Consider the following 13,873-nt stretch of genomic DNA (forward strand, 5'->3'; position numbering starts at 1 on the left):
CGCCCTTCCTGGAACAAATGAATCCCTATGAAAGTATCTTCAGCCCTTGACTAAAACTTCCTTCACCTGGCTGAAAGGTGCGTGTTAGGTGGGTCGGTCAAGACTGCCGGGGTTTGCAATCCTGCTCTTCTCGGAGACTCACGCATGCTCGGGCTGGTAAAGACCGCACTGCACAAGCCGTACACCTTCATCGTGCTGGCTATATTCATCTGCATCATCGGGCCGATGGCGGCCCTGCGTACGCCCACGGATGTTTTTCCCGATATCGGCATTCCGGTGGTCGCCGTGGTGTGGCAGTACAACGGCCTGTCTCCGGACGCCATGGCCGGCCGGGTGATCTACACCTACGAACGCTCCCTGAGCACCACCGTCAACGACATCGAACATATCGAGTCGCAATCGTTGCCCGGCATGGGCATCGTCAAGATCTTCTTCCAGCCTGGCGTCGATATCCGTACCGCCAATGCCCAGGTCACGGCGGTGTCACAAACCGTGCTCAAGCAAATGCCACCGGGCATCACCCCGCCGCTGATCCTCAATTACAGCGCCTCCACGGTGCCGATCCTGCAAATGGCGTTCTCCAGCCCCAGCCTGTCGGAAGCCAAAATTCGCGATCTGGTGCAGAACAATGTCCGCCTGCCCTTGAGCGCCCTGCCCGGCCTGGCCATGCCCACGCCAATGGGTGGCAAGCAACGGCAGATCACCCTCGACCTCGACCCTCAAGCCCTGGCCGCCAAAGGCTTGTCGGCCCAGGACGTGGGCAACGCCCTGGCGCTGCAGAACCAGATCATCCCGGTGGGCACCGCCAAGCTCGGCCCCAACGAATACACGATCCTGCTCAACAACAGCCCCAAGGCGATTGATGAGCTCAACGACTTGCCGATCAAGACCGTCGACGGTGCGCTGATCACCATCGGCCAAGTGGCCCATGTGCGCGACGGTTCACCACCGCAAACCAATATCGTGCGGGTCGACGGCCATCGCGCCGTGCTGATGCCGGCGCTGAAAAACGGCAGCATTTCCACGCTTTCGATCATCGACGGTATCCGGCAGATGCTGCCGCGCATCAACGAAACCTTGCCACCGTCGCTGAAAACCTCGCTGCTGGGCGATGCCTCGGTGTTCGTCAAGCAGTCGGTGGGCAGCGTGGCCCAGGAAGGCATCATTGCCGCACTGCTCACCAGTGCGATGATTCTGCTGTTTCTCGGCAGTTGGCGCTCGACCTTGATCATCGCCGCGTCGATTCCCCTGGCAGTGCTGTCGGCCATCGCGCTGTTGGCCGTCAGCGGGCAAACCCTCAACGTGATGACGTTGGGCGGGCTGGCGTTGGCGGTGGGCATCCTGGTGGACGACGCCACGGTGACCATCGAAAACATCAACTGGCACCTGGAGCAAGGCAAGGCGGTGAAGGCCGCGATTCTCGACGGCGCCGCGCAAATCGTCGGCCCGGCGTTCGTCTCGCTGTTGTGCATCTGCATCGTGTTCGTACCGATGTTTTTGCTGCAAGGCATCGCCGGTTACCTGTTCCGGCCAATGGCGCTGGCGGTGATCTTTGCCATGGCCAGTTCGTTCATTCTCTCGCGTACCCTGGTGCCGACGCTGGCGATGTATTTGCTCAAACCACATAGGCCGGAGGCAGGCGCGGGGCATCATCCGGAAGATGCATTCATCAATCACCACGAGGGTGAACAGCACTTGAGGCCGCGCAATGCGTTGCTGCAATCGGTGCTGAATTTTCAACAGGGATTCGAACGGCACTTTTCCACTATCCGCGACACCTACCATGGCCTGCTGACGCTGGCGCTGGGCGCACGCAAGCGCTTCATTGTCGGGTTCCTGGCCTGCGTACTCGCGTCGTTCCTGCTGTTGCCGAGCCTGGGCCAGGACTTTTTCCCGGCCACCGATGCGGGTGCCTTGGCCCTGCATGTGCGCTTGCCACTGGGCACGCGCATCGAAGAAAGCGCCGCGGCGTTCGATCGCATCGAAGCACGGATCCGCGAGGTCATCCCCGCCGAAGAACTGGACACCATCGTCGACAATATTGGCATTCCGCTCAGCGGCATCGACATGGCCTACAGCAGCAGCGGCACCATCGGCCCGCAGGATGGCGATATTCAAGTCAGCTTGAAAACGCACCACGCGCCCACCGCCGACTATGTGAAAAAACTGCGTGAAGCCCTGCCGCAAAGTTTCCCCGGCAGCCACTTTGCGTTCCTGCCCGCCGACATCAGCAGCCAGATCCTCAACTTCGGCGCTCCCGCCCCTCTGGACGTCAAAATCTCCGGGCGCAATGACGCGGAAAACCGCGCCTATGCCGTCGAGCTTGAACGGCGCTTGCAACATGTACCGGGGATTGCCGACCTGCGGATCCAGCAGTCCACCGGCTACCCCTCACTGCAAGTAAACGTGGACCGTATGCGCGCCAATGGCCTGGGCATCACCGAGCGTGACGTCACCAACAGCATGGTCGCCTCCCTCGCCGGCAGCTCGCAAACCTCGCCGACCTTCTGGCTCAACCCGGCCAACGGCGTGTCTTACTCCATCGTCGCCGCCACCCCGCAATACCGCCTCGACAGCCTGCCGTCCCTGGAAGCGCTGCCAGTGACCGGTGCCGATGGGCAGGCGCAAATTCTCGGCGGCGTGGCAACCATCTCCCGCGTCCAGAGCCCTGCCGTTGTGACCCACTACAACATCGAGCCTACCCTGGACCTGTACGCCAACGTGCAAGGCCGCGATCTGGGCGGCGTTGCCCGTGATGTGCAAAAGGTGCTGGATGACACTGCGTCCATGCGCCCCAAAGGCGCGACCATCAGCCTGCACGGGCAGATCGATGCGCTGCATGAGGCGTTCAGTGGTTTGAGCTTCGGACTGCTCGGCGCGGTGGTGCTGATCTACTTGCTGATCGTGGTCAACTTCCAGTCATGGGCCGACCCCTTTGTGATCATCACGGCGTTACCGGCAGCATTGGCGGGCATCGTGTGGATGCTGTTCCTCAGCAGCACATCGTTATCGGTCCCGGCACTCACCGGCGCCATCTTGTGCATGGGCGTGGCCACCGCCAACTCGATCCTGGTGGTGAGCTTCTGCCGTGAGCGCCTGGCCGAACATGGCGATGCGTTGAAAGCCGCGCTGGAAGCCGGCTATACGCGCTTTCGCCCGGTGTGCATGACTGCCCTGGCAATGATCATCGGCATGCTGCCCCTGGCCATTTCCGAGGAGCAGAACGCCCCGCTCGGCCGGGCGGTCATCGGTGGCCTGGTCTTCGCCACCATCGCCACTTTGTTGTTTGTTCCCGTGGTCTTCAGCCTGGTCCACGGTCGTCATCCTACTCGCGCAACTGCTGGAGAAACGCCCCATGTCGCCTGATCAAAAACCCTCGCGCAAGCGTCTGATGCTCCTGGGTGTCGGTGGCCTGACGTTGGCTGCCCTGTTAGTCGCCAGCGGCCTGCACGCGCGTACGCTGCACGAGCAGTCGGTCACCGCCTGGACCGAAGCCGCCGCCGTCCCGCAGGTAATGGTGTTCCAACCCAAGCCAAACGCCGGCGGTGACACCCTGCGCCTGCCCGCCCACCTGGACGCATGGAGCAAAGCGGCGATCCATGCGCGGGTCAGCGGCTACTTGAAGGACTGGAAAGTCGACATCGGTGCCCAGGTCAAGGCCGGGCAAATCCTCGCCGAGATCGACAGCCCAGACCTCGACCAACAACTGGCCCAGGCCCATGCCCGCCTGATCCAGCAACAAGCCAATGCACGCCTGGCAGCCACCACGGCGACCCGCTGGCAAAACCTGCTGGCCAGCCATTCGGTATCGCGCCAGGACGCCGATGAGAAAACCTCCAACGCTGCAGCCGCCAAGGCCAACACCGAAGCCGCGGCAGCGGACTACGCACGACTGTGCGCCCTGGAAAGCTACAAGACCCTTCGAGCGCCATTCGCTGGCACCATCACCGCCCGCAACACGGACATCGGCCAGTTGATCAAGGCCGATAACGCCAGCGATCCGGAACTGTTCAACATTGCCGACACCCACCAATTGCGCTTGTACGTGCCGGTGCCGCAGAACTATGCAGCGGTCATTCATATGGGCCTTGAGGCCGAACTGACCGTCCCTGAGCACCCCGGTGAGCACTTCAAGGCACGCCTGATCGGTGACTCCACTGCCATCGACCGCCGCTCTGGCACCCTGCTCGCCCAGTTCGTTGCCGACAACCCCAACGGCGAACTGCTGCCAGGCGATTACGCCGAAGTCACCCTGCCGATTCCGGCCGATACCCATGGCGTGAGCATCCCGGCCAGCGCCTTGATCTTCCGCGCCCAGGGCACCCAGGTTGCGGTACTGGACGGTCGCAACCATGTGCACCTGCAAGACATTCATATTGGCCTGGACCTCGGCGAGCGCCTGGTGATCGACCAAGGCCTGAAGCCTGCTGACCGCATCATCGACAACCCGCCCGACGCCCTGCGCGAAGGCGACCCGGTGCAACTGGCCGACGCCTCGGGAGGTGCGCATGCGCCCAAGGCTTAAGCCGCTGGCGGCACTGATGGTACTGGCGTTGCAGGGTTGCTCGATGGCGCCCACCTATACGGTGCCGTCGATTGACCTGCCCGCCCACTACCGCGAACAAACCAGCGATGGCCCCTGGCACAGCGCGCAACCGTCGGATCAACTGGCGCCCCAGTGGTGGCAGCTTTACAACGATTCGCGCCTGAACGCGCTGCAACAGCAACTGCTCAAGGCCAACCCGGACCTGGCCGCGGCGCTGGCGCATTTCGATGCGTCCCAGGCCTACGCCAGTCAACTGCACGCGGGCCTTTTCCCGCAAATCACCGCCAGCGCGCAACCGCTGCGCCAACGTCAATCGGATTCACGACCGCTACGCGGCACTACACAGCCGTCGGTGTACAACAGCGATACCGCTGGGTTCTCCCTGGGTTACGACCTCGATCTGTGGGGCAGAATCCGCAACCAGGTCGCTGCGGGCGATGCCCAGGCGCAAGCGTCCTTTGATGATCTGGCGGTGGTGCGCCTGAGCCTGCAACAGCAGTTGGCGAGCCTTTATGTGCAGCTCAATGGGCTGGATGCACAGGGCCGAATCCTCAACACGTCGTTGCAGGACTTCAGCCAAGCGTTGCAACTGACCCGCAGCCGTTATGAAGGCCAGATTGCGTCCGAACTGGACCTGACCCGCGCGCAAAACCAACTGGCCGAAGCCAGGGCGCAGCTGGACGAAGTGCGTGGCCAGCGCAACCTCGCCGAGCATGCCATCGGCGAATTGGTGGGCGTGACGGCCAGTGATTTTTCATTGCCGCCCAGCCCGCAGTTAATGGCGTTGCCAGGCATTCCGGCGCAGTTGCCCAGCCACTTGCTGCAGCGTCGTCCAGACATTGCCGCAGCTGAACGTCGTGTGTTTGCGGCCAACGCAACGATCGGCGTGGCCAAGGCGGCGTGGTTCCCGGATTTCAGTTTGACCGGTGTGCTGGGCGGGCAGACCCAAGGCGTTGGCAACCTGCTGTCCGCCGGCAACCGGTATTGGGCACTGGGGCCGCTGATGAACCTGCCGATCTTCGATGGCGGACGCTTGAGCGCCAACGAGCGCCAGGCCAAGGCCGAATTCGAGGAAGCCTCGGCACAGTACCGTAGCCACGTATTGAAAGCCGTGCGCGAGGTGGAAGATAACCTCGCACAACTGCGGGATTTGCAGCAGCAAGCCGAGGACGAGCAAGCGGCCGCAGAGGCGGCGCAACATACCCAGGCCTTGGCGATGAACAGCTATCAGGCCGGGGCGGTGAGTTACCTGGACGTGGTCACCGCCCAAACCGCCGCGTTGCAGGCACAGAGAACGTTGCAGGCGGTGCAGACCCGGCAGTTGCAGGCGAGCGTGGGACTTTTGACCGCACTCGGCGGCGGCTGGCAGCCGGGTTAATAGCCTGCTAATGATCGTTCCCACGCGGAGCCTGGGAACGATCAGTTCAGGCGGCTAACTTGCCGCTGGCGATGGCTGCTGAAGCGGCTACCATGGCGCGCAACAACACCGCACACCCTGCCGCCAAGTCATCCGGCGCGGCATTTTCGATTTCGTTGTGGCTGATGCCGCCTTCACACGGTACAAAGATCATCCCCGCCGGGCCCAGCTCAGCCACGAAGATCGCGTCGTGCCCTGCCCCGCTGACGATGTCCATGTTCGACAAGCCCAAGCCATTGGCGGCATCGCGCACCGCCTCCACACAGCCTTTGTCGAAGTACAGCGGCGGAAAGTCCGCCGTGGGCTGCATGTCGAAACTCAAGCCATGTTTGGCGCAGGTGTCCTCGATCACCTGACGCACCTGGGCAATCATCGAGTCCAGCCGTGCCGGTTCCAAGTGACGAAAATCCAGGGTCATGCGCACCTCACCGGGAATCACGTTGCGCGATCCCGGATACGCTTGCAGGCACCCCACCGTGCCGCATGCATGGGGCTGGTGCGCCAATGCCGCAGCGTTCACGGCGGCCACCACGGCTGCCGCGCCTACCAGGGCATCCTTGCGCAAGTGCATGGGTGTAGGGCCGGCATGGGCTTCAACACCGCGCAGCTTCAAGTCAAACCACTTTTGCCCGAGGGCGCCGAGCACCACGCCGATGGTTTTTTGTTCATCCTCCAGAATCGGCCCTTGTTCGATATGGGCCTCGAAATACGCGCCGACCTTATGCCCGCTGACCGACCGTGTTCCGGCATAACCAATCGCGTTCAACGCATCCCCCACGCTGATGCCGTCCGTATCGACCTTGGCCAGGGTATCGGCCAGGCTGAACTTCTCGGCAAACACCCCTGAGCCCATCATGCACGGCGGGAAACGCGAGCCTTCTTCGTTGGTCCACACCACCACTTCCAGCGGCGCCTCGGTTTCCACATTCAGATCGTTGAGGGTGCGCAGCACTTCCACACCGGCCAGCACGCCGAAGCAACCGTCGAACTTGCCGCCGGTGGGCTGGGTGTCGATATGGCTGCCGGTCATCACCGGTGGCAGATCGGGATTGCGACCGGGACGGCGCGCAAAGATATTGCCGATGCCGTCGATGGTCACGGTGCAACCCGCCGCTTCACACCACTGCACGAAGAGATCGCGAGCCTTGCGGTCGAGGTCGGTAAGGGCCAGGCGACACACTCCGCCTTTGGGGGTGGCGCCGAGTTTGGCCAGGTCCATCAGCGACTGCCACAGACGGTCGCGGTTGATGTGCTGATGGGTCGATTGCAGAACGTCGAGGGCAGCGTTCATGGGGGTCTCCTCAGGCTACAGGTTCTTATGAATTAACGCGGTCAAGTGTGGGAGCTGGCTTGCCTGCGATAGCGGTGTGTCAGGCGACACGGCTTTAACTGATAGTCCGCTATCGCAGGCAAGCCAGCTCCCACCTGGACCGTGTTTACAACGGGGATTTGGCGGTGAGTGGAGTGCTAGCGCGCTTGGCATTGAGCCCGTAATACAACACCCCGCCCAACGCCGAGCCGGTGAACCAGCCATAGCTGTAAAACCAGCTGAACGCGTCGCTGCCCAGCGACAGCAGCGTCAGCACCACCGGTACGCCAAAGGCGATAAAGCCGCTCCAGTTCCAGGCCGGGTACACGTCGTCGCGGTATAGGCCGGCCAGGTCCAACTGTTGTCTGCGGGTGATGAAATAGTCCACCACCATGATCCCGGCAATCGGCCCCAGCAGGCTTGAATAGCCCAGTAACCAATTGGAGTACACGGTTTCCAGGCTGACGTCCGAGACAATCAGCCCGAGTTTTTTCAGCAGTTCATGGGCCATCAACGCCAGCCCTACCAGGCCGGTGAGGATCACCGCCGTGGTGCGGTTGATCAGCTTGGGCGCGATGTTCTGGAAGTCGTTGGTGGGTGAGACGATGTTCGCCGCAGTGTTGGTGGACAAGGTGGCGACGATGATCAGCGCCATGGCGATGGCCACCCACACCGGGCTCTGGATATGACCAATCAGGCTCACCGGATCGGAGACGCTCACCCCCACTAGTTTCACCGAGGCGGCGGTCATGACCACGCCGAGGGCGGCGAACAGGAACATGGTCAGCGGCAAGCCGAAGATCTGCCCCAGAATCTGGTCTTTCTGGCTCTTGGCGTAGCGGCTGAAGTCGGGAATGTTCAGTGACAAGGTGGCCCAGAAGCCCACCATCGCCGTAAGCCCCGCCATGAAGTAACCGGTGAGGCTGGCGCCTTCGGGGCGCTTGGGTGGAATAGCCATCAGCTCGCTGAGGGACACGTTCGGCATCGCCCATACCAGCAGACCAACTCCTACGGCGACCAACAGCGGCGCCGACAAGGTTTCCAGACGCTTGATCGACTCGGCGCCACGCAGCACCACCCACAGGTTCAAGCACCAGAACAGCATGAAACCGATCACCTCACCGGTACCTCCGAGGGCTTTCCAGCCGTCGAAAATCGAGCCCAGGAACAGGTGGATCGCCAGCCCGCCGAACATCGTCTGGATACCAAACCAGCCGCAGGCCACCAGCGCGCGGATCAGACACGGTACGTTGGAGCCGAGGATGCCAAAGGACGAACGCAACAGCACCGGAAACGGAATGCCGTACTTGGTGCCGGGAAACGCGTTGAGGGTCAGCGGGATCAACACCACGATATTGGCCAGCAGGATCGCCATCAGCGCCTCCCCCACCGACAGCCCGAAATACGCCGTGAGCACCCCACCCAGCGTGTAGGTGGGCACGCAGATCGACATGCCGACCCACAGCGCAGTGATGTGCCATTTGTTCCAGGTGCGCTCGTGCACTTTGGTAGGCGCCATGTCGTGGTTGTAGCGAGGGCTGTCGAGGACGTCGGGGCCGGCGTCGAGTTCGTACAGGCCGTTGCGCTCGATGACTTGCGATCTGTTCTGTTGCATGGCCGCTCCACGGTTTTTTTAAATTATTGTTGCTCACCTGCACGCTAGGTTCAGGTGGCCGGAGTACCGCATCAACAACATGACATCCAGGGTTCCGGCCAACTGCCCGTGCACTCAATAACCGTGCCGACAACCGCCTCTGAACCCGCACCGCTTGTATAACTTGCTGATGTTTATCAGCTTTCCAATTGAGCCTACGCTACTTGCCGCACGCGTCAGGCTAAACAATACGCAAGTTGCCAGAACCTGCAGGTCTCAAACTGGTGCATCACAATTATTTTTATTTCTCGACGCCGTCAAGCGGCATATCTCAAGCGCCTGATTTGCAATAAGAAATATTGATCAGATCAAGAACCTGTCAAGTGCGTCAAAACAGGGTGGGCGTGCTTCATTTTGGTGAAAATAGTATTTTTATCTTATAAATCAACTAGATAAAAACTTTAAAGGTTTGATTAAAATCTTCTTGCTCATTCGAAAAACTCGGGCTAGTTTCTATTCCTGTCACCGATGACAGGAATTAACCGACCCTCGGTACGCAGTATTACAAAACTTAGAACTGGCACAAGCCGGTCAAGCCTGTGAGGAACTCGACATGTCGCTGTTGATCCGTGGCGCCACCGTTATTACCCATGATGAAAGTTACCGCGCCGATGTGTTATGCGCAGAGGGTCTAATTCGCGCCATTGGCACGAATCTGGATATTCCCACAGGCTGCGAAATACTCGATGGCAGCGGCCAATACTTGATGCCAGGCGGCATTGACCCCCATACCCATATGCAACTGCCCTTCATGGGCACCGTGGCCAGTGAAGACTTTTTCAGTGGCACGGCGGCAGGCTTGGCCGGTGGTACCACGTCGATCATCGACTTCGTGATTCCCAACCCACAGCAATCGCTGATGGAAGCTTTCCACCAGTGGCGCGGCTGGGCCGAAAAGTCTGCCGCCGACTACGGGTTTCATGTAGCGATCACTTGGTGGAGCGAGCAGGTACGCGAGGAAATGGCCGAGCTGGTCAGCCATCACGGCATCAACAGCTTCAAGCATTTCATGGCCTACAAGAACGCGATCATGGCTGCCGATGACACCTTGGTCGCCAGTTTCGAACGCTGCCTGGAACTCGGCGCGGTGCCCACGGTGCATGCCGAAAATGGCGAGCTGGTGTACCACCTGCAACGCAAGCTGATGGCCCAGGGCATCACCGGGCCGGAAGCCCATCCGCTGTCGCGCCCGTCCCAGGTGGAAGGCGAAGCGGCCAGCCGTGCCATCCGGATTGCCGAGACCATCGGCACGCCGCTGTACCTGGTGCATGTGTCGACGAAGGAAGCCCTGGATGAAATCACCTATGCCCGGGGCAAGGGCCAGGCGGTGTACGGTGAAGTGCTCGCCGGCCACCTGTTGCTCGATGACAGCGTGTACCAACACCCCGACTGGCAGACCGCCGCCGGCTATGTGATGAGCCCGCCATTCCGCCCACGCGGGCACCAAGAGGCGCTGTGGCACGGCCTGCAAGCGGGCAACCTGCACACCACCGCCACCGACCACTGCTGTTTCTGCGCCGAGCAAAAAGCCGCCGGGCGTGACGACTTCAGCAAGATCCCCAACGGTACCGCCGGCATTGAAGACCGCATGGCGCTGCTGTGGCACGAAGGCGTCAATACCGGGCGTTTGTCGATGCAGGAATTTGTCGCGCTCACCTCCACCAACACCGCGAAGATCTTCAACCTCTACCCACGCAAAGGCGCGATACGCGTAGGCGCCGATGCCGACCTGGTGCTATGGGACCCCGAGGGCACGCGGACCATTTCCGCCAAGACCCACCATCAGCAGGTGGACTTCAACATTTTCGAAGGCAAGACCGTGCGCGGCGTGCCCAGCCACACCATCAGCCAGGGCAAGCTGGTGTGGGCCGATGGTGACCTGCGCGCCGAGCGAGGGGCCGGGCGGTATGTGCAGCGGCCGGCGTATCCCTCGGTGTTCGAGCAGTTGAGCAAGCGGGCAGCGCTTTGCAAGCCAGTGGCCGTGAACCGCTGAGACCGCTTTGGGGAGCCCCCCATTTTCGACCTGTGAACACATTCAAATGTGGGAGCTGGCTTGCCTGCGATGAGGCCAGCCCAGGCCACAAATAACCAGTGCCCGGCAGAGGCACAGAACCGTGAGGCCAACACCGTGATCCAGACCCTGACCCACCTCCCCCACCCCCGCGAAGACGGGGCCACCCTCGCCAGCCAGTTCACCGACCTGGCACCGCCCCTCAACGCCCGCCAGGCCCAACTGGAAGCCTCGCGCTGCCTGTACTGCTACGACGCGCCTTGTGTGAATGCGTGCCCCAGCGAGATCGACATCCCTTCGTTCATCCGCAATATCCACACCGAGAACGTGCAAGGGGCCGCGCAGAAGATCCTCTCGGCCAACATCCTCGGTGGCAGTTGCGCACGGGTGTGTCCGACGGAAATCCTTTGCCAGCAAGCGTGCGTACGCAATAACGCCGAAGAATGCGCCCCCGTGCTGATCGGCCTGTTGCAACGCTATGCCATCGACAACGCGCACTTCAGCGAACACCCGTTCCAACGCGCCGCGCCCACTGGCAAGCGCATCGCCGTGGTCGGTGCCGGGCCTGCCGGTTTGGCCTGCGCTCACCGCGCCGCCTTGCACGGTCATGACGTGGTGATTTTCGAAGCGCGGGAAAAAGCCGGCGGACTGAATGAATACGGAATCGCCAAATACAAACTGGTGGACGACTTCGCCCAGAAGGAACTGGATTTCCTCCTGCAGATTGGCGGCATCGAGGTTCGCCACGGCCAGCGCCTGGGCGACAACCTGACCTTGAGCGAACTGCACCAGCAATTCGATTCGGTGTTCCTCGGCCTGGGTCTCGCTGCCAGCAAACAACTGGGCCTGCCCTTTGAGGACGCCCCCGGCCTGCTCGCCGCCACCGACTATATCCGCGAACTGCGCCAGGCCGATGACCTCAGCCAACTGCCCCTGGCCGACCGCTGCATCGTGCTCGGCGCCGGCAACACCGCCATCGACATGGCCGTGCAGATGGCCCGCCTCGGTGCCCGCGATGTCAACCTGGTATACCGCCGTGGCCTGGCCGACATGGGCGCAACCCACCACGAACAGGACATCGCCAAGGCCAATCAAGTACGGCTGTTGACCTGGGCCCAACCCGACGAGGTCCTGCTCGATGACCAAGGCCGCGTACGCGGCATGCGCTTTGCCCGCACCCGCCTGGAAAACGGTCGCCTGCTGCCTACCGGGGAAACCTTCGAACTGGCCGCCGACGCGATCTTCAAGGCGATCGGGCAAGGCTTCGACAACGACGCCCTGCACGATCCGCTGGCCCAGCAACTGCATCGCGTCGGCGAGCGCATCTTCGTCGATGAGCAACTGCGCACCAGCATCCCAGGGGTGTATGCCGGCGGCGATTGCGTCAGCCTCGGCCAGGACCTCACCGTTCAGGCGGTACAACATGGCAAGCGGGCCGCCGAAGCCATGCATGCCCAACTCATGCTGACTGTGGAGGCTGCGTAATGGCCGATCTCTCGATTGTATTCGCCGGTATCAAAGCGCCCAATCCGTTCTGGCTGGCCTCCGCGCCGCCCACCGACAAAGCCTACAACGTGGTGCGCGCCTTCGAGGCCGGCTGGGGTGGCGTCGTGTGGAAAACCCTGGGGGAAGATCCGGCGGCGGTGAACGTGTCGTCGCGTTACTCCGCGCACTATGGCGCCAACCGCGAAGTGCTGGGCATCAACAATATCGAACTGATCACCGACCGTTCCCTGGAGATCAACCTGCGGGAAATCACCCAGGTGAAAAAGGACTGGCCGGACCGCGCACTGATCGTCTCGCTCATGGTGCCTTGTGTCGAAGCGTCCTGGAAAAACATCCTGCCCTTGGTGGAGGCTACCGGCTGCGACGGCATCGAGCTGAACTTCGGCTGCCCTCACGGCATGCCCGAACGGGGCATGGGCGCTGCCGTCGGCCAGGTGCCGGAGTACGTGGAGCAAGTGACGCGCTGGTGCAAGACGTATTGTTCGCTGCCGGTGATCGTCAAGCTCACGCCGAACATCACCGACATCCGCGTGGCGGCGCGGGCGGCCTATCGCGGCGGCGCCGATGCGGTGTCGCTGATCAACACCATCAACTCCATCACCAGCGTGGACCTGGAGCGCATGGTCGCGCTGCCGGTGGTCGGTACCCAGAGCACCCATGGCGGTTATTGCGGCTCGGCGGTCAAGCCGATTGCACTGAACATGGTCGCCGAAATCGCCCGTGACCCACAGACCAACGGCCTGCCGATCTGCGGCATCGGCGGTATCGGCACCTGGCGCGACGCCGCGGAATTCGTCGCTCTGGGCTGCGGCGCGGTGCAGGTGTGCACGGCGGCGATGCTGCATGGGTTTCGCATCGTTGAAGAAATGAAGGATGGCTTGTCGCGCTGGATGGACAGCCAAGGCCATGCCAACCTGCAGGCGTTTTCCGGGCGGGCGGTGGGCAACACCACGGATTGGAAGTACCTGGACATCAACTATCAGGTCATCGCCAAGATAGACCAAGAGGCGTGCATTGGCTGTGGTCGTTGCCATATTGCCTGCGAGGACACCTCGCACCAGGCCATTGCCAGCTTGAAGCAGGCCGATGGCACGCATCTGTATGAGGTGATCGACGATGAGTGCGTTGGCTGCAACCTGTGCCAGATCACTTGCCCGGTGGCCGACTGCATCGAGATGGTGCCGATCGATACCGGCAAGCCGTTTTTGAACTGGACGCAGGACCCGCGCAATCCTTACCGGGAAGCGGTGTAACCCTTTAGTTCGCTATCGCAGGCAAGCCAGCTCCCACAGTTGGAATGCGTTCCAATGTGGGAGCTGGCTTGCCTGCGAAGACGGCCTGACAGTCAACACAGTTGGACCGTGTACATATCCATTCCTGCGGTAACGGCCACTTAGGGTTCCGCCCTGACGGCGGCTCACTTTCGAAAA

8 protein-coding genes are annotated in these 13,873 nt (G+C 61.8%); 6 read left to right on the plus strand and 2 right to left on the minus strand.

The window, feature by feature from the left end:
- Positions 1 to 144 precede the first annotated feature (144 nt).
- The 3 genes from JJD66_RS13660 to JJD66_RS13670 are packed head-to-tail and all read left to right on the plus strand — an operon-like array spanning position 145 to position 5,924.
- Positions 145 to 3,366 (plus strand): efflux RND transporter permease subunit, encoded by a 3,222-nt coding sequence (locus JJD66_RS13660; protein WP_200648372.1) that lies wholly within the window; start codon positions 145 to 147, stop codon positions 3,364 to 3,366.
- On the plus strand, positions 3,356 to 4,525 hold the full coding sequence (locus JJD66_RS13665) for an efflux RND transporter periplasmic adaptor subunit (protein WP_200648373.1): 1,170 nt from the start codon (positions 3,356 to 3,358) through the stop codon (positions 4,523 to 4,525). The genes JJD66_RS13660 and JJD66_RS13665 overlap by 11 nt, the downstream gene beginning before the upstream one ends.
- Positions 4,509 to 5,924 carry an efflux transporter outer membrane subunit gene (locus tag JJD66_RS13670; protein WP_200648374.1) on the plus strand — a complete coding sequence of 472 codons (1,416 nt, stop codon included), beginning with the start codon at positions 4,509 to 4,511 and terminating at the stop codon, positions 5,922 to 5,924. Before JJD66_RS13665 ends, JJD66_RS13670 begins: the two co-directional genes overlap by 17 nt.
- A 46-nt stretch (positions 5,925 to 5,970) precedes the next feature.
- Here JJD66_RS13670 and JJD66_RS13675 read toward each other — a convergent pair whose 3' ends face one another.
- Both JJD66_RS13675 and JJD66_RS13680 read right to left on the minus strand, forming a co-directional pair.
- Positions 5,971 to 7,254, minus strand: coding sequence for a Zn-dependent hydrolase (locus JJD66_RS13675; protein WP_200648375.1), 1,284 nt, complete (start codon positions 7,252 to 7,254; stop codon positions 5,971 to 5,973).
- A 145-nt stretch (positions 7,255 to 7,399) separates the two neighbouring features.
- Positions 7,400 to 8,887, minus strand: coding sequence for an NCS1 family nucleobase:cation symporter-1 (locus JJD66_RS13680; RefSeq protein ID WP_200648376.1), 1,488 nt, complete (start codon positions 8,885 to 8,887; stop codon positions 7,400 to 7,402).
- Between the two features lie 592 nt (positions 8,888 to 9,479).
- Here JJD66_RS13680 and hydA point away from each other — a divergent pair.
- The 3 genes from hydA (at position 9,480) to preA (ending at position 13,696) form a co-directional block, all read left to right on the plus strand.
- Positions 9,480 to 10,919 carry a dihydropyrimidinase gene (hydA, locus tag JJD66_RS13685; RefSeq protein ID WP_060765159.1) on the plus strand — a complete coding sequence of 480 codons (1,440 nt, stop codon included), beginning with the start codon at positions 9,480 to 9,482 and terminating at the stop codon, positions 10,917 to 10,919.
- A 135-nt stretch (positions 10,920 to 11,054) separates the two neighbouring features.
- Positions 11,055 to 12,422 carry an NAD(P)-dependent oxidoreductase gene (locus JJD66_RS13690; RefSeq protein WP_054898264.1) on the plus strand — a complete coding sequence of 456 codons (1,368 nt, stop codon included), beginning with the start codon at positions 11,055 to 11,057 and terminating at the stop codon, positions 12,420 to 12,422.
- Positions 12,422 to 13,696, plus strand: coding sequence for an NAD-dependent dihydropyrimidine dehydrogenase subunit PreA (gene preA, locus JJD66_RS13695; RefSeq protein WP_034127958.1), 1,275 nt, complete (start codon positions 12,422 to 12,424; stop codon positions 13,694 to 13,696). The genes JJD66_RS13690 and preA overlap by 1 nt, the downstream gene beginning before the upstream one ends.
- The last annotated feature ends 177 nt before the right edge of the window (positions 13,697 to 13,873 follow it).

The organism is Pseudomonas sp. MF6751 (assembly GCF_016613265.1).
GTDB classification, from domain to species: Bacteria; Pseudomonadota; Gammaproteobacteria; order Pseudomonadales; family Pseudomonadaceae; genus Aquipseudomonas; species Aquipseudomonas fluorescens_BV.

Bases quoted from the DNA above. Each gene is read 5' to 3' on its own strand.
- JJD66_RS13660 (WP_200648372.1), top strand. From the start codon at position 145: ATGCTCGGGCTGGTAAAGACCGCACTGCACAAGCCGTACACCTTCATC.
- JJD66_RS13665 (WP_200648373.1), top strand. From the start codon at position 3,356: ATGTCGCCTGATCAAAAACCCTCGCGCAAGCGTCTGATGCTCCTGGGT.
- JJD66_RS13670 (WP_200648374.1), top strand. From the start codon at position 4,509: ATGCGCCCAAGGCTTAAGCCGCTGGCGGCACTGATGGTACTGGCGTTG.
- JJD66_RS13675 (WP_200648375.1), bottom strand. From the start codon at position 7,254: ATGAACGCTGCCCTCGACGTTCTGCAATCGACCCATCAGCACATCAAC.
- JJD66_RS13680 (WP_200648376.1), bottom strand. From the start codon at position 8,887: ATGCAACAGAACAGATCGCAAGTCATCGAGCGCAACGGCCTGTACGAA.
- hydA (WP_060765159.1), top strand. From the start codon at position 9,480: ATGTCGCTGTTGATCCGTGGCGCCACCGTTATTACCCATGATGAAAGT.
- preA (WP_034127958.1), top strand. From the start codon at position 12,422: ATGGCCGATCTCTCGATTGTATTCGCCGGTATCAAAGCGCCCAATCCG.